The following is a 16,280-nucleotide window of genomic DNA, read 5'->3' as shown; positions in this document are numbered from 1 at the left end:
GCGCACGATCTCCGCTTCGTTCCGGGCAGGCAATCAGGCCTGACCGGATTTGGCAATCACACCGGCACAGCCCTATCGACAAGCATTCAGGAGCCCTGAAGCGGTCTGCCCAGCCATTCGCGGTAAAAGCCTTCGAGGTCGGGTTCGAAATCATGCACGATGGGATAACCGGGTGCCGCCGCCTCGACCTCATGCAGCGTCCCGCACTGCGGACAGATGAACTCCCGGATTTCCATCCACTGCGGATCAGGAAGATCGCTGTTCGGATAGATTTCGCGCAGTGCTTCCTCTGTGTTGCGCACATGGATCGCGGCATTGAGCTTCCAGTTCTTTCGGTAGTCGCCGAAGGAGTGGCCGCATTCGCAGCGGGTAATGCGCTCATCGCCGCTCTGGCAGATGAACAGATGGTCCGAGACCGGCAGCAGGATCGGATCCTTCCAGGCGACCCGGTCCTGATAGACGGCAACCATCTTGAAGAAGCGGTCGTCATCCTTGTAGGCACTCATGATGCGCCTTGTCTGCGGCCAGGGCAGCTTGCCGGCGGCCAGATCGCCTAGGACTTCCTTGCTGTACGAGGTCATGGCTTTGCTCCCGGCGTGAAGATCGATCTGGCGTCGACGTTCCAGAACTCGCTGAATTCCCTGGTGAAGCGCGACGACAGCTTGATCGCGCTGGCGTACATTTTCTTCACCTCAGGGGCAAAGTCGGCCTTTTCGACGCGGCCACGCTCCTTGGCGATCCAATCCGCCACCGGAACCGCCTTGACCAGACGCTCTTTGCGCATGGCGGCGCGGCGCTCGACCGTGGCGTCGATATCGGCGATGGGATAACCGTCTTCATCGTCCTTCAGCACGATGCCGAAAACCTGGTCCGCCGCTTGCCGGGTGAGAAAACCGTTCTCGACATCCCAGGCCGTCTTGATCGGATCGCGCTCCAGCACGTCGCCGTAACCACCGCCGCCATTATAGGAATGGCTGAAGATGTCGCCGGATTTGTGCGGCGAGGTGATGTAGGGGCCTTCGATCACGACATGGTCGCCGCCGATGTTCCGCTCGTAGTCGGAGACATGCGGGTCGATGCCGGGCGCATGCGCCAGCGGTTCGCCTTTTGCCGCCAGTTCGTGAATGTCTGAATTGCGCACCGCGCGATGCTTCTGGCAGGTCGGCGCCGGATAACCGCCGCACATGCCGCCATTGTCGAACACCCTGGAAGAGTGCTCCGAGGTGTGGAGCCGCAGATGCGAGGTCTTATTGATCAGCCAGGTGGAGACGAAGGAACAGCCGCCGCGATATTTGCCGGCGCCGCCGGAATTGGGGACGATCGAGCGGCCGATATAGACCATCGGCATCGACTGTTCCCAAACCTCGATGTTGCCCATGTCGGATTCCGGGTTCCAGCCGACATAGGCGGTGTCGAGGCCGTCCTTGATGGCGAGCGCGCCGGAGCCCGCGGCGGCGCATTCGAAATGCGCCATGCCGAACGGCGTGCCGTATTGGCTTTCGCCACCCATCTCGATCATCGGGCTGTTGACCTGACCGACAAAGGCCTCCTCGACAAAGCCGCGCGCGACGAAGCTGCGCGACAAAAGCCGCTGGAAGACGCCGTAGGCCGGCAGCAGCAAGGCCCATGAGGTGGCGGTCGCCACCATTTCGTTGTCGGGATTGGTCCAGGTGCCGTGCGGCAGTTTTAGTTCGGTTGCCATCCAGGCGCCATCATTGACCAGCCCTTCGAAATTCATGTGCTGGGTCAGCGTCACGAACATGCCGCCATCCATGCCGGCCGGCGTGCAGTTCATCGAATGGTAGCCCCAGGGCTGCGTGCCCTCGCAGTCCATGGTTATCTTGCCGTCGGTGGTGATCTCCATTTCGATCGGGATGTTGTAAAGCCAGTCGGGATCGCCGAGCAGCTGGAAGCCGGGCTTTCCCGCCGTGACATGGCCGTAGAACGTGTGGCCGCGATAGATGCCAGGCACGGTGAGCTGGCGGGTGCGGGCGAGCTGGGCGCGGCGGCCTTCCTCAATGAACTCCTTCGAGACCTTCATCCAGTAGTCGAGGCCGATCTCGGAGATCAGCTGCTTGACGCTTTCGCGCATGTCGATGCAGGAGGCGACCTTGGCCTTCTCATCGAGCACCCAGTAGATCGGCATGCGCAGGTTGCGCTCGCAGCGGATGACGTAGTCGCGGCGGATCTCGTCGTTCTCGCCGATCTTTTCGGCGCAGACGAACAGCCCTTCGGTGAAGCGCTCCTGCGCGAGACAGACGTCGCCGCCAGGGGTAATGCCGCCGGCTTCCAGCTCGTGGCAGACAGCACCGGCCCAGCCGACCAGCGTGCCTTCATGGAAGATCGGTACCACGTCCATGACATCAGGCACCTGCACGGTGCCGATGAAGGCATCATTGTTGGCGAAGATATCGCCTTCGCGGATGCGCGGGTTGTCCTCGTAGCCGTTTTTGATCATCCATTTGATGAAGCGGCTCATCGTATGGACATGCACCATGATGCCATTGGACAGCGCGATGGCGTCGCCCTCGGGCGTGTAGATGGCGACCACCATTTCGCCGACCTCGCGCACGCCGGGCGAGGCCGAGATGCGGCGGGCCATTTCGCGGGCCGAGACACAATAGGCGCGCAGCTTGGTGTGCAGGGTCTCGAATTTCAGCGGATCCTGGTTGCGCAGGGTGAGTTCGGTGATGCCGTCATAGCAGCCGGTCTCTTCCATCAGCCGCTCGGAATCGAGCAGTCTTTCGCGAAGGCGCAGGGCCGAGGCAGGTTTGTCCAACATGACGATCGCCCTCTCAAGCGTGGGTGTAGTGCAGCAGCGTCCATTCATCGACATGGACGCGGTCCTGCGGATGAACGACGAGCGTGGTGGCGGGATGTTCGATGATGGCCGGGCCGGTCACTTCGTGGCCGGGCTGCAGGAGATCCATCTCATAGAGGTTGGCCTTGTGCCAGCGCCCGCCAATGTAGGCCTCGCGCACGCCCTTGTGGGCGGCGGTCGGATCCGACTTGCCGAGCGGTCGCTTGAGCAGCACCGGCTTGACCTTGTCGGCGGTGGCGATCAACCCGAGCTCGGTGATGGTGAAGCCAGCTTCGCCATAGCGCGACACGCGATGGTTGACCTTGGCATAGACCGCCTCGAATTCGTCGATAACCCTACGCATATCGTCGGCCGAGTTGACCTCGGAAAGCGGCGCCATGACCTCGACGTCCTCAAGCTGGCCGGTGTAGCGCATCATCAGGAACGGCACCGTCTTGATTTTTTCGCGCGCATGGCCGTCGGCGATCATCTCGTCGACCGCGGCCTTGGTCAGGTCGTTCCACACTGTCGTCACCTTCGCGCCGAAGGCGGCCAGCGTCGCCTCATCGGCGCGTGACGGGATGTCGTGCTGCGTCGACACCGAATGCCGGCGCATGAAATCGGCCGTGGTGCAGCCGAAGGCGGAGAAGGCGGCGGCGAACTGGAAGGTGATGATGTCCTTGAAGCCGATGCCCCTGGAGCAGCCGGCCAGATGCAACGGACCGGAGCCGCCGTATGACAGCAGCGTGAATTCGGAGGGATGGATGCCTTGGCCCGAGATGACGCGGCGCAGCGCGTTGTTGGCATCGGACTCCAGCATGTCGATCATGCCTTCGGCGGCTTCTTCCAGCCCGACGCCCAATATGTCGGAGCATTTCTCCTGGAAGGCGCGGCGGGCTTTTTCGACCTGCAGCACGACCTTGCCGCCGAGGAAATAGTGCGGGTTGAGGCGGCCGAGGATGGCGTCGCAGTCGGCGATGGTGGGCTCGGTGCCGCCGCGATCGAAGCAGATCGGGCCGGGGTCGGAGCCGGCGCTTTCCGGCCCGAGCGAGACCTTCTTGGTCAGGGGATCGACCTTGAGGATCATGCCGGCGCCGGCGCCGATCGTGTCGAGATGCAACGTCGGCACGTTGAGCTTGAAACGGTCCATCAGCGGCTCGTTCTCGATCCGCGTCTGACCACGTGTGATGACGCCCATGTCGAAGGAGGTGCCGCCCATATCCGAGCAGATCAGCGAATCATTGCCGATCAGCTTGCCGACATAGGCCGCACCAAGGATGCCGCCGATCGGGCCGGAGATCATGGTTTCATGCAGGCGCGGATGGTTGATCGAGGTCAGGCCGCCGAAGGACAGCAGCGTCTGCACGCCATACTTGAAGCCGTATTTCTTCGAGACGTCCTCGATACCCCTAAGCTGCTTGCGGCCACGCGAGGTTGCATAGGCCTCGATCAGCACCGAGTTCAGCCGCGACTGCTCGCGGATGACCGGGCGGACCTCGTGGCTGGTGTAGACGATGATGTCGGCGCCGGCCTTCTGGACCTCCTCGCGGCAGATCTCGGCAATGCGCTTCTCGTGCACCGGATTGACATGCGAGAAGATGGTCATGATGCAGATCGCCTCGACCTTGTCGGTGATCAGCTTTTTGGCGGCGGCGGAGACCTCATGCTCGTAGAGCGGCAGCACGATGTCGCCGAACTGGTCGATGCGCTCGGTGACGCCATGCGTGCGGCGGCGCGGCACCAGCGGATCGGGATGGTGATGGGTGACGGCATGCAGCCGGTCGGCATAGGAATAGTCGGCCCAGGCCTGCAGGCCGCGGCCCATCAGGATCATGTCCTCGAGGCCCTTGGTTGTAATCAGGCCGAGCCGGCGACCCGTGCGCGACAGCAGCGTGTTGAGCATGCCGGTGCCGGAATAGAGCACGACGTTGACGCCGGAAAACAGTGATTCCAGCGAGATGCCCCAGGCATCCGCGGCGTCCTCGGCCGAGGCCAAGAAGCCTTCGGCTTCGTTCTTCGGCGTGGTCGCAGACTTGCCGATCTTGAAGTGGCCGTCCTGATCGACAAGGATCGTGTCGGTCATGGTGCCGCCGGCGTCGATGCCAATGACGATTGGATTGCCAATGATTGGACTGGTCAGGTTTGGCTGGGTCACGGTCGCCTCGGGATCTGGTCTAGGTTGACGCCAGGCTAGATTCGACAGGGGGCTTCGCGCCATATGCCTAAAGACACAATGACGGTTGGGCTGACATCACCGAGAAAAGGGCATGCGCATGGGCAATATCTGGGCGCCGCTCGCCAGGGCGATCGCCGCCACCGGCACGGACAGGCATGTAGACTGCATGATTGACCTGATCGGCGCCGACATCGAGCACGACCTCGTCACGGTGACGCGCTACTCGGCGACGCAGACACCGGAATTCATCAAGCACCGGCGCTTCTCGGATGAGATGGTCAGGCGCTATCTCGACAATTACTACGTGTTCGACCCGTTCTATGCCTCGTGGCGGCGCGAGCGAAGGCTGGGCATCATGCCGCTGAAGCGGCTTGCCGACGACGAGGCCAAGCGCGGCCAGTACATTGCCGGCTTCCTGGCGCAGTCGGAGATCTGCGACGAGGTCGGCATCATGCTTGCCGATGGCGGCGACTGGTGCCTCGGCATTTTCCTCGACCGCTCGACCATGTCATTCAAGGATAGCGAGATCGCCCTGCTGGATGAGCGGCTGCCGGTGTTCGAGGCGCTGCATGCGCTCGACATCAAGGCGCGCGGAACCGAATTCTCCCGCACGTCGGCGCCGACCGGCCCCGGCGCCTCGCCCCGGCAGGAGCCGACCATTCCGGCCAGCCTGTGGCCGGAGCTGTCGCTGCGCGAGCGGGAGCTGGTCCAGCTGATCCTCGCCGGTCACCCGACGGCAAACATCGCCGAGCGCCTCGGCATCACCGTCGGCACGGTCAAGAACCATCGCCGGCGCATCTATGAGAAGCTCGACATCACCACGGAGCGGGAACTGTTTTTGCAGTTTTTTCAGCATCGGGTCGACCGATAGCCGGGGTTCGGACAGCTAAGCGGTTTACGCTTTTTCCCGTTGCAGGTTAGAGCTCATCCTCCCAATTGGCGCCGCCATAGAACACACGGAAAATCACCACTTGGTCGGATTCCACTGTAAAGGTCACCGTTGCACGGCGCTCGAAACCGACAACCCGAAGCCCTGGCCGCAGATCGTCACGGCGTGTTCCGCGCTCCGAGGCGTAGTCGAGACCCTGGCAGTAGGCTTCGATACGCTCGATATAGCGTATGGCCGTGAGGTTGCCGGCGGCGATCTCGATGGTGTCGTATATCCATTTAAGTCCGCCGGCGCTTCACACATCCCTCTTAAAGCGGGCGGCGTGGTGAGCGCGGATGTCGTCAAAAGCCTGGTTGGCTGGGATAACTCGGGAAGGATCTGCCTTCCATTTGTCATAGGTCGGCGCGACTTCCTCGCGCAGCCAACGCTCTATGGCCGCGTCGCGCTCCTGCAGGGCGCGAAGCCCGGCGCGGATCACTTCGCTACTGGTCGCATAGGTTCCCGATTTCACGAGATGGTCGATAAAAGCAGCCTGCTCTGCTGGTAGGCTGAAGGTGCGTTTTTCGGTAGCGGCCATGATTTCTCCTGTAACGTTGGTGTGATGATATCATACCGACATGGGATCGCACCTGAAATCTGACGCCGTCTTTCACCGCAATCCGGCATTCTCCCTCAAGAGTGGATGACCCAAAGCGCGCTTCAAAATTCCTCTTGCGGAACGCGGCCGCCCCGGCTTAGTCTCGGTTTTGCGCAGAAAATGAAATTTAATTCCATTTACGATCCCCCGCATGCCAGTTGCGGTGCCCAGGAAAAATGACCCGCCGAGATCGACTGAGAAAATATTTGATATATCATCTACCAGAACGGAAATAGCTGACATGGTCCAGCAGACATCGATCCAGCCATCGGCGCCCTGGTTGCGGCTAGACGTCGACGATTCTGACTGGGACGACGCCGAGGTTTCGAACCTGGTGCGCTGGTATCATCAGATGCTGCTCATCCGTCGTTTCGAAGAAAAAGTGCTCGATCTCGCCAATGCCGGGCTGGTGCATGGTCCAGCGCACGCCAGCATCGGCCAGGAGGCGACGGCGGTCGGCGCGATGTCCGTGCTCGGCACTGGCGACCGCATCAACGGCACCCATCGCGCCCATCACCAGGTGTTGGCCAAGCTGGTCAACGCGCAGACGCCCAGGGGATTCGACCCGCTGGGCGACGCTTTCAATCCGGACATGCAGGGCTCGGTTCGCGGCCTGATGGCCGAGATCATGGGCCTCAAGTCAGGCTATTGCGGAGGCCGTGGCGGCTCGATGCATATGCGCGACGACGCCTCGGGGATTCCTGGTACCAGCGCCATCATCGGTGGCAACCTGCCGCACGCGGCCGGCTACGCGCTCGCCGACAAATTGCTCGGCACCGGCAACATCTCCGTGGCCTTCTTCGGCGACGGCACGATGATGGCGGGGCCGGCCTATGAGGCGATGAACATCGCCGCGCTCTACCGGTTGCCGGTAATCTTTTTCGCCGAAAACAATCTCTATGCCGTCTCGACGCACATCAACGAGCAGACGCGCGAGACGCGGTTGGCGTCGCGCGGCCCAATGCTCGGCTTTCGCGGCATCGAATGCGACGGCATGGATGTGGTGGCAGTCCACCATGCCATGCGCGAGGCGCGCCGGGCGATCGAGGAAGACGGTGGCCCGGTATTGGTCGAGGCGCTCTGCTATCGTTTTTTACATCAGAGCGGCGCCCGCCCGGGCAGCGAATTCGGCTACCGCACACGGGCCGAAGAGGAAGCCTGGAAAGCGCGTGATCCGCTTGTGACAATGGCTGCCCGCCTGAAGACGATGGGCATTCTCAACGCCTCCGACCTCGGCACACTCGACCAGCGCGTCATGGACGTCGTCAACACCGCAACCGATTCGCTCACCGAAATGAGCGGCAATGCGCTGCGCATTCCCGACCATCTGTGGCCGGACCCAAGCGACGTCGACAACCAGATACGAGGCGACCTGTCTGAGCTGAGGGACGAGCGCTTCCTCGAGATCGAGGACGTGCCGCCGGCCGACACCAGGCCGGTCAAGTTCATGGTTGCAGCGTCCGAGGTCATCGCTCGCGCCATGGAGCAGGACCCGCGCATCATCATCATGGGCGAGGATGTGCACCGGCTGCGCGGCGGCGTGTCGGGCGCCACAAAGGGCGCGCTGGAACGCTGGCCGGAGCGCGTGCTGGCGATGCCGATCGCCGAGAACGGTTTTGTCGGCGTAGCGCTGGGTGCAGCGCTTTGCGGCTTGCGACCGATCGTCGAGATCATGTTCGGCGACTTCTGCCTGGTTGCCGCCGACCAGCTGTTCAACGCGGTCAGCAAGGTGCGGCATATGTTCGGCGGCGGCTTTCCGGTGCCGATCGTGGTCAGGGTGCGCGTCTCGCCGCACACCGGCTACGGCTCGCAGCATTCGGGCGATCCGTCCGGGCTTTTCGCGCTCTATCCCGGCTGGCGCATCGTCGCGCCGACGACGCCGTTCGACTATATCGGCCTGATGAATTCGGCGCTGAAATGCGACGATCCGGTCGTCGTCATAGAGCATGTCGAACTGTTCCCGAGCGAGGGTCCTGTCCCGACGGACGACCGCGACTATTGCGTGCGGCTCGGCAAGGCGAAGATCGTCAGGCCGGGCAGCGCCTGCACACTGCTCGCCAGCGCCAGCATGGTTGCTGTCGCCAGCCAGGTCGTCGAGGAGACCGGCGTCGATGCCGAGATCATCGACCTGCGCAGCCTCGATCCGACCGGGCTCGACTGGCCGCTGGTGGAAACCTCGATCCGCAAGACCAACCGGGTGGCCGTCGTCGAACAGGTGCAGCGTGGGCTGTCGCTTGGCGGACGACTGACACAAGAGATTCAGGATCGCGTGTTCGACTATCTCGATCACGAGATCCTGCATGTGACGGGAAGCCTCTCGGCTCCCGTCGTATCGGCCCCGCTCAACCGCGCCGCATTGGGCGGCGCTGAAAAGCTCAAGGCCGCGCTTCAATCCCTCACTGCCGTGGGTGGATAGAGCGAACGCATTGCCACAAAGATTCGACAAGAAAATGGGAGAATAAAATGAACATGACGATCCTACCAAGAGCCAAGACCAGGGCAACGATGCTGGCAGCCGTGCTGCTGGCCACCAGCGCCTTCTGGGCGCCGGCCACCTTCGCGCAGGACAGCAAGCCGCTGGTCATCGCACGCAACATCGACCTCAACTCGCTCGATCCGCACCGCGCCTTCTGCGACACCTGCCAGATCTACAATTCCAGCGTCTATGAATCGCTGCTGACGCTGGACAAGGACAACAAGCTGATCCCGCTGCTCGCCTCGAAGTGGGAAGGCAATGCCGACCAGAGCAGCTTCACCTTCACGCTCGACCCGGCCGCCAAGTTCTCGGACGGTTCGCCGGTCGAGGCCAAGGACGTCAAATGGTCCTGGGAGCGGCTGAAGAACCTCAAGGGCAGCGCCTCATTCCTGATGGACAATGTGGCTGATATCGAGACCCCGGACGCGCATACGGTCGTCGTCAAGATGGTCGCGCCGAGCTCCGAATTCCTCAACATCGCGGCGGCGCCCTACGCAGCGGTCGTCAACAGCAAGGTCGCTTCCGAAGCCGGCGCCAGGGCCGATGCGGACGCCTCGACGACAGACAATGCCGAGGCTTGGTTCCTGGCGCATTCAGCCGGCAGCGCACCGTTCGTGCTGAAATCCTATGAGCCCAATTCGGAATTGCGGCTGGCGCGCAACGACAAATACTGGCGCACCGCGCCGGCGCTGAGCGAAGTCGTTATCCGCCAGACCAAGGATGCGGTGGCGCAGGCGCAGATGCTGCAGAGCGGCACCGCCGACATCGCCATGCAGATCGACCCGGACACGGCCAAGACGATGACCGGCAGCGACGTGAAGATCGAGACCGTGCCGTCCTACAACTTCATCTATGTGGCGCTGTCACCCGGCGCCAAGGCCAACAAGGTTCCGCTGACGCCCGAAGTGCGTGAAGCCATCTCGCTCGGCCTAGACCGTCCGAGCATCCTAGACTTCACCATCGGCTCCGAGGGCCAGCTGATCAGCGCGCCGATCCCGCTTGGCTTCCCCGGCGGCTCGGGCTTCGAGGCGCAGCCCTATGACGTTGCCAAGGCAAAGGAACTGCTGACCAAGGCCGGCTATGCCGACGGCTTCGAGATGGAAGCGGCGTTTCCCGGCATGAACGTCTACGGCGTCGACCTGTCGCTCCTGATGCAGAAGGTCCAGCAGGATCTGGCGAAGATCAACATCAAGCTCGACCTGCAGCCGATCCCCTTCGCCAACTGGCGCGAACGCGTCAATGGCGACGGCATCCCGATGACGGCGGTGTTCTACGCGCCGGACTATTACGGCACCTCGCAATACATCGATTATTTCGCCATGACCAAGGGCAGCCCGTGGTCGCGCCGCGCCGGCGCGGAGCGCGACCCGTCGGTGCTCAACCCGAAGGAAGCGGAGATCTACAAGGCAGCCCTTGCAGCAAGCGGCGACGAGGCCGCCAAGCTGTGGCACCAGGCCGGCGAGGAAATGATCAAGGACAGGATCATCCTGCCGCTGATCAGCCCGAACCTGATCCTGGCCTACAAGTCGGACGTCAAGGGCGTGCGCTACAGCGCCTGCTGCAACCTGCCGCTGGCAGAACTCAGCCACTGAGCGAAAGATGCGGGAGGCGTCCTGCCGCCTCCCGCATCCTCATCCTGGACGATCAGCAAATTTTGTGCTTCCAGCACCAGATTCAATATATGATATATCAATGAGCGGAGACCTCGCTATGCCTTCCCTGATCAACTCCAAGGACCAGTTGCTGCGCGAGCGTGCGGCCTCGGTCATTCCGGGCGGCATGTGGGGACACATGGCGACGCGCTATCTCGGCTCAGCCTATCCACAGTTCTTCGAGCGTGCCGACGGCTGCCGGGTCTGGGACGTCGATGGGCGCGAATACGTCGACCTGATGTGCAGTTGGGGCCCCAACATCCTCGGCCACCATCACCAGGCGGTCGAGGCAGCAGCCGAGCGGCAGCGTCGCCTGGGCGATGCGATGAACGGCCCCGGCGAAGTGCTGGTCGAACTGGCGGAGTTGCTGGTCAAGACGGTCGCGCATGCCGACTGGGCGATGCTGCAGAAGAACGGCACCGACGCTACCACTGCTTGCGTGACGATCGCGCGCGCCGGCACTGGCCGGCGCAAGGTGCTGGTCGCGCGCGGCTCCTATCACGGCGCCGTGCCGTGGTGCACGCCTTCGCTGGCCGGTGTCACCGCCGAGGACCGCGCCCATCTGATCCATTTCGACTACAATGACATTGCCAGCCTGGAGACTGCGGTCGAGCAGGCTGGGGATGATCTTGCAGCGGTCGTCGTCACCGCCTTCCGGCACGACATCGCCCGCGACCAGGAGCTGCCGACCGCCGCGTTTTCCCGACGGGCGCGCGAACTCACCACCGCCGCCGACGCAGCACTGATCGTCGACGATGTCAGGGCCGGTTTCCGCATCGATCTCGCCGGCAGCTGGGAGCCGCTCGGCGTACGGCCGGACCTGTCCGCCTTCTCGAAGGCAATCGCCAATGGCTACCCGCTCGCCGCGATCACCGGCACCGACCGTTTTCGCGAAGCCGCGACCAAGGTCTATGTGACGGGATCGTTCTGGTACGGCGCTGTCGCCATGGCCGCCGCGATCGCCACCATCAACACGCTGCGCGATACCGATGCGATTGCCCACATGACGCAAGCCGGCGACAGGTTGCGCTCAGGCCTCGACGCGGCGGCGAAGAAGCATGGCCTGTCGCTGCGCCAGACCGGCCCGGTGTCGATGCCGATGGTGCTGTTCGACGGTGATACCGAATTCAAAAAGGCCGATGCCTTCTGCTCGGCCGCCTTGCGCGAAGGCGCCTATTTCCATCCCCGACACAACATGTTCCTGAGCGCCGCGCACACCGCAAAAGACATTGATCTCGCGCTGCAGGCCGCCGATTCCGGCATGGCCGCGGCGGCGCAGGTGGCGTGAACCGGCGCCGATGCGGTGGCAAGGAACAAATCGTTCAGCCAGCAGCCGACACCAGGCGGCCGTTCTGTGCGGCGCGGCGCAGTTCCTCGGGCGTGACCGAACCGTCGTTCAGCCGTTCGAGCACCTTGACCAGCAAGCGGCCGCCTTCGATCATGTCCTGCTGAATGCCCTTGCGCACGCCGTTCTCGTCACGCGCCCGCAGCGCGTCGAGGATGTCGAGATGCCGGTGGCGGCCGTCATAGGTCGGCCTGGCGTGCGGGTATTGATAGTTCACCAGTGGTCCGTTGCGCAGCCAGATGCCCTCGATGATGGCCAGCAGTTCCGGCATTTGCGCCGCCTGGTAGATCGAGTGATGGAATTCCCAATTGTCGCGGACGGCTTCGAACCAGCGGCCATTGTCCTCGTCGGCGATCAGCCTGTCATGCACCGCCGCCAGACGGTCGATTTCGCGCGGCTCGATGCGTGTCGTCGCCGCGGCACCCGCCATGCCTTCGAGATGCAGACGGATGCTGCGCAGTTCCAGATACTGGGCCAGCGACAGCTGGGCGACGGTGATCGAGCGGCCGGCCTCCATCTCCAGGCCTTTTTCGCGCACCAACTGCATCAGCGCCTCGCGCACCGGCGTTTCGGAAACCTGAAGGCTGGCGGCGAGGTCGCGGATCTTGAAGCGATGGCCCGGCCAGAAACGGCCTTCCATCATGGCGCGGCGAAGCTCCTCGTAGACACGCGTCGTCAGATTGTCGCGCGCGATCGGCGCGATAGAAGCAGTCACATCCGCTCTCCATTCTTGCGGTCGCACAGGCGTCGCCTGCGTCGCGTGGGCTGTGTATATGATACCACGAATGGCCTGACCACCGACATGAGACAAGCAGTCAAGAGACGGGCCGCCCTGAAACAGGCAGACATGAGACGGGCCGCATGACCGCGATGCCTTCCCTGCTGTTCGGCGCCATTGCCGACGACCTGACCGGCGGCACCGAACTGGCGTCGATGCTGGTCGCGCGCGGCATCCCAACGGGATGCACGGTCGGGTTGGACGCGCCGATCCCATCAGGCAACCTTGCTCATGTGGTCCTGCTGAAGACCCGCGTCATCGCGGCCGGCGATGCGGTGCGCCAGGTGCTGGAGGCCGCAGACCGGCTGGTGGAAGCGGGCGCGCGGCAAATCTTCTTCAAATACTGCGCCACCTTCGATTCGACGCCCGCCGGCAATATCGGCCCTTGCGCCGAAGCCCTGCTCGAGCGGCTTGGCGGCGGTGTGACGCTGTTCACCCCGGCTCTATGTGAGACCGGCCGCACGGTCTATCAGGGGCATATGTTCGGCGGCGTTCAGTTGCTGGCCGAGTCGCCCAAGCGCTTCGATCCGCTGACGCCGATGATCGATTCCAACCTGGTTCGCGTGCTGCAGGCGCAGAGCAAGGGCAAGGTCGGACTGGTGCCCTATCTCGTCGTCGATGCCGGCGCCCAAGCCATTCGCTACGCCATAGAAGAGCACAGCGCGCGCGGCGAGACGCTGCTGGTCACCGACACGATCCGCGAGCGCGACCTGGCGGCGATCGCGGAAGCCGCCTTCGAGCTGCCGCTGATGACCGGCAATTCCTCGGTCGCGGCGCATCTGCCGCCGGCTTGGCTCACGCATGGGCTGGTGAATTCAGGGGACCTCGTTGCCGCCAGCCTGCCGGCCGTCGAAGGGCCGGCAGCGGTGCTGGCCGGCAGCGTCGCCGATCGCACCATCGAGCAACTCGAACGTTTTGCTGAGAATAATCCACTGCTGACGATCGATCTGGCCCGCGCCTTTGCCGGCGCCGATGTCGTGGCCGAAGCGCGTGCCTTCGCCCGGCGGCATTTGCCCGGCGCGATGATCGCGATTGCCACGACCGCTCCACAGGCGACGGTCGAAACGCTGCAGCAGACACACGGCCGCGATGTGGTGGCGGCGAAAGCAGAAGAGATCCTGGCCGGCATCGCACAAATTCTGGTGCGTGAACTCGGCGTACGCCGGCTTGTCGTCGCCGGCGGCGAGACCGCCGGTTCGGTGGTCAAGGCGCTCGGCATCGACCGCATCGCCATGGGCGCCTATGAAGGCCCCGGACTGTCGCGCGCCATCGCCCAACTTCCCGGCCTGCCTTCCGATCCGCTGGCGCTGATGCTGAAATCGGGAAAGCTCGGCGGCCCCGACATCTTCACCGACGTTCTGCAAGACATGACACGGCCGAGCACTATTGCGCCGGCAATCGACACATGGCCCCCGGCAAAGGCCGCGACAGAGAGAGCATCGTGATGGACACCGAAACCGCTCGCGCCCGGCTGATCGCCGCGACTGAGACGCTGGATGCCAGTGGGATGAATGTTGGCACCACCGGCAACATCAGCGTGCGTACGACAAGCGGCATGCTGATCACGCCGACGGGAATAGCCACAAGCGCCCTGCGGCCGGAGCAGATGGTGGCGATGCAGCTCGATGGATCCTGGGACGGTGCATTCCGTCCGTCGAGCGAATGGGAGATGCATGCCGAGATCTACAAGGCGTTTCCCGAGGCGGGCGCCATCGTGCATGCCCATCCCGATCATTGCGTTGCGCTATCGTGCCTGCGCGAACCGCTGCCGCTGTTCCATTACATGGTCGCCGGTTTCGGCGGCGACGACGTGCGGTGTTCGGACTATGCGTTGTTCGCATCAAGCGAACTGGCCAAGGTTGCCGTCGTGGCGCTCAAGGACCGCACGGCCTGCCTGCTCGCCAATCACGGCATGATCGCCTTCGGCGCGGACCTCGACATGGCTCTCATCCGCACCATCAAGCTCGAAACCCTGGCACGGCAATATCTGCTGGCGCGCAGCGCAGGCACGCCGGTGCTGATCGAGGGCAGCGAGCTTGCCGCCATTCGGGGGCGCTACAAGAGCTACGGCCAGCAGAAGTAGCCGCGACTCAATCGACCTGTAAATGCGAGACGAACTTGCTGTTGAGGTAACTTTCCAGCGCATCGGCGCCACCTTCGGTGCCGTTGCCGGAATCGTTGATGCCGCCGAACGGCACCTCCGGCAGCGCCAGGCCGTAGTGGTTGATCGACACCATGCCGCTGGCGATCCCGGACGACATTTTCGCGGCACTTGCCGCCGAGCGGGTGAAGCCATAGGCGGCAAGGCCGTAGTTCAGCCGGTTGGCTTCGGCCAGGGCCTCGTCGAGACCGCTGACCGGGGTCATCAGCGCCAGCGGGCCGAACGGCTCTTCGTTCATGGCGCGGGCGTCGGTGCCAACGCCGGACAGGATCGTCGGCTCGAAGAAATAGCCTGAATTGCCGATACGCTTGCCGCCGGTGACGAGTTCGGCGCCTTTCTGCACGGCGTCGTGGACCAGCTCCTCCATCGCCTGGACGCGGCGTGGATTGGCGAGCGGTCCCATGGTGGTGCCTTCGGCAAGACCGTCACCGACCTTGATCTGGCGTGTCGCCTCGGAAAAGCGGCCGACGAAATCATCATAGACCGCATGATCGACAAGAAAGCGCGTCGGCGCGACACAGATCTGGCCGGCATTGCGGAATTTTGCCGCCACCATCGAACGCGCGGCACGGTCGAGATCGGCGTCGGGCAGGACGATCACCGGCGCGTGACCGCCGAGTTCCATCGTCGCCCGCTTCATGTGCAGTCCGGCGAGCGACGCCAGTTGCTTGCCGACCGGCGTGGAGCCGGTGAAGGAGATCTTGCGGATGACCGGATGCGGTATCAGATAGGCGGAGATTTCGGACGGCGTACCGTAGACGAGGTTCAAGGCACCGTCGGGCAGGCCGGCATCGACAAAGGCGCGCACCAGTTCGGCGGGCGAGGCCGGTGTCTCCTCCGGACCCTTGATGATGATCGAGCAGCCGGCGGCAAGCGCGGCCGACAGTTTGCGCACCGCCTGGTTGAGCGGAAAATTCCACGGCGTGAAGGCGGCCACAGGGCCGACAGGTTCCTTGACCACAGACTGGCTGATGCCCTCAAGTCGCGCCGGCACGATGCGGCCGTAGGAACGTCGCGCCTCCTCGGCGAACCAGTCGATGATGTCGGCGGCGGCGAGGGCCTCCATGCGCGATTCGGCAATCGGCTTGCCCTGCTCCAGCGTCATCAGCGTGGCGATGTGCTCGTTGCGCTCGCGCAGGATGCTGGCGGCCTTGCGCATCAGCTTGGAGCGGTCGAAGGGCGACACGCGCCGCCAGGCCTCGAACCCTTTGGCGGCGGCAGCGAGCGCCTCGTCGAGATCGTCGACACCGGCATGAGCGAGCGAGCCGAGTTCGGCCTCCGTCGACGGATTGACGATCGGCGTGGTGCGACCGTCGCGGGCCGGGCGCCATGCGCCGTCGATGTGCAGCAGCACGTTTTTATACAT

13 protein-coding genes are annotated in these 16,280 nt (G+C 63.6%); 6 read left to right on the top strand and 7 right to left on the bottom strand.

From position 1 onward, the window contains the following. Window positions 1-86: 86 nt before the first annotated feature. The 3 genes from EOA16_RS05875 to EOA16_RS05865 are packed head-to-tail and all read right to left on the bottom strand — an operon-like array spanning window position 87 to window position 4,925. Window positions 87-581, bottom strand: coding sequence for an acetone carboxylase subunit gamma (locus EOA16_RS05875; RefSeq protein WP_127256310.1), 495 nt, complete (start codon window positions 579-581; stop codon window positions 87-89). Beyond that, complete coding sequence (locus EOA16_RS05870; protein WP_127256308.1) at window positions 578-2,782, bottom strand: hydantoinase B/oxoprolinase family protein; 2,205 nt, start codon at window positions 2,780-2,782, stop codon at window positions 578-580. Before EOA16_RS05870 ends, EOA16_RS05875 begins: the two co-directional genes overlap by 4 nt. A gap of 13 nt (window positions 2,783-2,795) precedes the next feature. Continuing rightward, window positions 2,796-4,925 carry a hydantoinase/oxoprolinase family protein gene (locus tag EOA16_RS05865; protein WP_127256943.1) on the bottom strand — a complete coding sequence of 710 codons (2,130 nt, stop codon included), beginning with the start codon at window positions 4,923-4,925 and terminating at the stop codon, window positions 2,796-2,798. 142 nt (window positions 4,926-5,067) lie between these two features. Between EOA16_RS05865 and EOA16_RS05860 the strand changes: the two genes are divergently transcribed. Further along, the gene (locus EOA16_RS05860; RefSeq protein WP_127256307.1) at window positions 5,068-5,847 is read left to right on the top strand and encodes a LuxR C-terminal-related transcriptional regulator; all 780 of its coding nucleotides are present in this window, start codon (window positions 5,068-5,070) and stop codon (window positions 5,845-5,847) included. A gap of 46 nt (window positions 5,848-5,893) precedes the next feature. Here the strand turns inward: EOA16_RS05860 and EOA16_RS05855 are convergent, their stop codons facing one another. Together EOA16_RS05855 and EOA16_RS05850 are read right to left on the bottom strand one after the other, a co-directional pair. Further along, complete coding sequence (locus tag EOA16_RS05855) at window positions 5,894-6,139, bottom strand: type II toxin-antitoxin system RelE/ParE family toxin (RefSeq protein ID WP_127256941.1); 246 nt, start codon at window positions 6,137-6,139, stop codon at window positions 5,894-5,896. 21 nt (window positions 6,140-6,160) lie between these two features. Beyond that, the gene (locus EOA16_RS05850) at window positions 6,161-6,442 is read right to left on the bottom strand and encodes a type II toxin-antitoxin system ParD family antitoxin (protein WP_127256306.1); all 282 of its coding nucleotides are present in this window, start codon (window positions 6,440-6,442) and stop codon (window positions 6,161-6,163) included. 301 nt (window positions 6,443-6,743) lie between these two features. Between EOA16_RS05850 and EOA16_RS05845 the strand changes: the two genes are divergently transcribed. From EOA16_RS05845 to EOA16_RS05835, 3 genes are all read left to right on the top strand, one after another. After that, window positions 6,744-8,918, top strand: coding sequence for an alpha-ketoacid dehydrogenase subunit alpha/beta (locus EOA16_RS05845; protein WP_127256305.1), 2,175 nt, complete (start codon window positions 6,744-6,746; stop codon window positions 8,916-8,918). 89 nt (window positions 8,919-9,007) lie between these two features. Next, window positions 9,008-10,570, top strand: a complete 1,563-nt coding sequence (locus tag EOA16_RS05840) for an ABC transporter substrate-binding protein (protein WP_164754154.1) — start codon at window positions 9,008-9,010, stop codon at window positions 10,568-10,570. Window positions 10,571-10,688: 118 nt separating this feature from the next. Beyond that, window positions 10,689-11,918, top strand: a complete 1,230-nt coding sequence (locus EOA16_RS05835) for an aminotransferase class III-fold pyridoxal phosphate-dependent enzyme (RefSeq protein WP_127256302.1) — start codon at window positions 10,689-10,691, stop codon at window positions 11,916-11,918. A 34-nt stretch (window positions 11,919-11,952) separates the two neighbouring features. On the opposite strand, the gene EOA16_RS05830 is transcribed toward EOA16_RS05835, so the two are convergent. Then, window positions 11,953-12,690: a GntR family transcriptional regulator gene (locus EOA16_RS05830; protein WP_127256300.1), complete on the bottom strand. Its 738-nt coding sequence runs from the start codon at window positions 12,688-12,690 to the stop codon at window positions 11,953-11,955. A 146-nt stretch (window positions 12,691-12,836) separates the two neighbouring features. On the opposite strand from EOA16_RS05830, the gene otnK reads away from it, so the two are divergent. Then, window positions 12,837-14,198: a 3-oxo-tetronate kinase gene (gene otnK, locus EOA16_RS05825; protein WP_127256299.1), complete on the top strand. Its 1,362-nt coding sequence runs from the start codon at window positions 12,837-12,839 to the stop codon at window positions 14,196-14,198. Beyond that, window positions 14,198-14,836, top strand: coding sequence for a class II aldolase/adducin family protein (locus tag EOA16_RS05820; RefSeq protein ID WP_127256940.1), 639 nt, complete (start codon window positions 14,198-14,200; stop codon window positions 14,834-14,836). Before otnK ends, EOA16_RS05820 begins: the two co-directional genes overlap by 1 nt. A 7-nt stretch (window positions 14,837-14,843) precedes the next feature. Here the strand turns inward: EOA16_RS05820 and EOA16_RS05815 are convergent, their stop codons facing one another. Further along, window positions 14,844-16,280 carry an NAD-dependent succinate-semialdehyde dehydrogenase gene (locus EOA16_RS05815; protein WP_127256297.1) on the bottom strand — a complete coding sequence of 479 codons (1,437 nt, stop codon included), beginning with the start codon at window positions 16,278-16,280 and terminating at the stop codon, window positions 14,844-14,846.

Source organism: Mesorhizobium sp. M7A.F.Ca.US.008.03.1.1 (assembly GCF_003997495.1).
Classification (GTDB): Bacteria; Pseudomonadota; Alphaproteobacteria; order Rhizobiales; family Rhizobiaceae; genus Mesorhizobium.
This window is presented reverse-complemented; position numbering and strand designations above follow the sequence as displayed.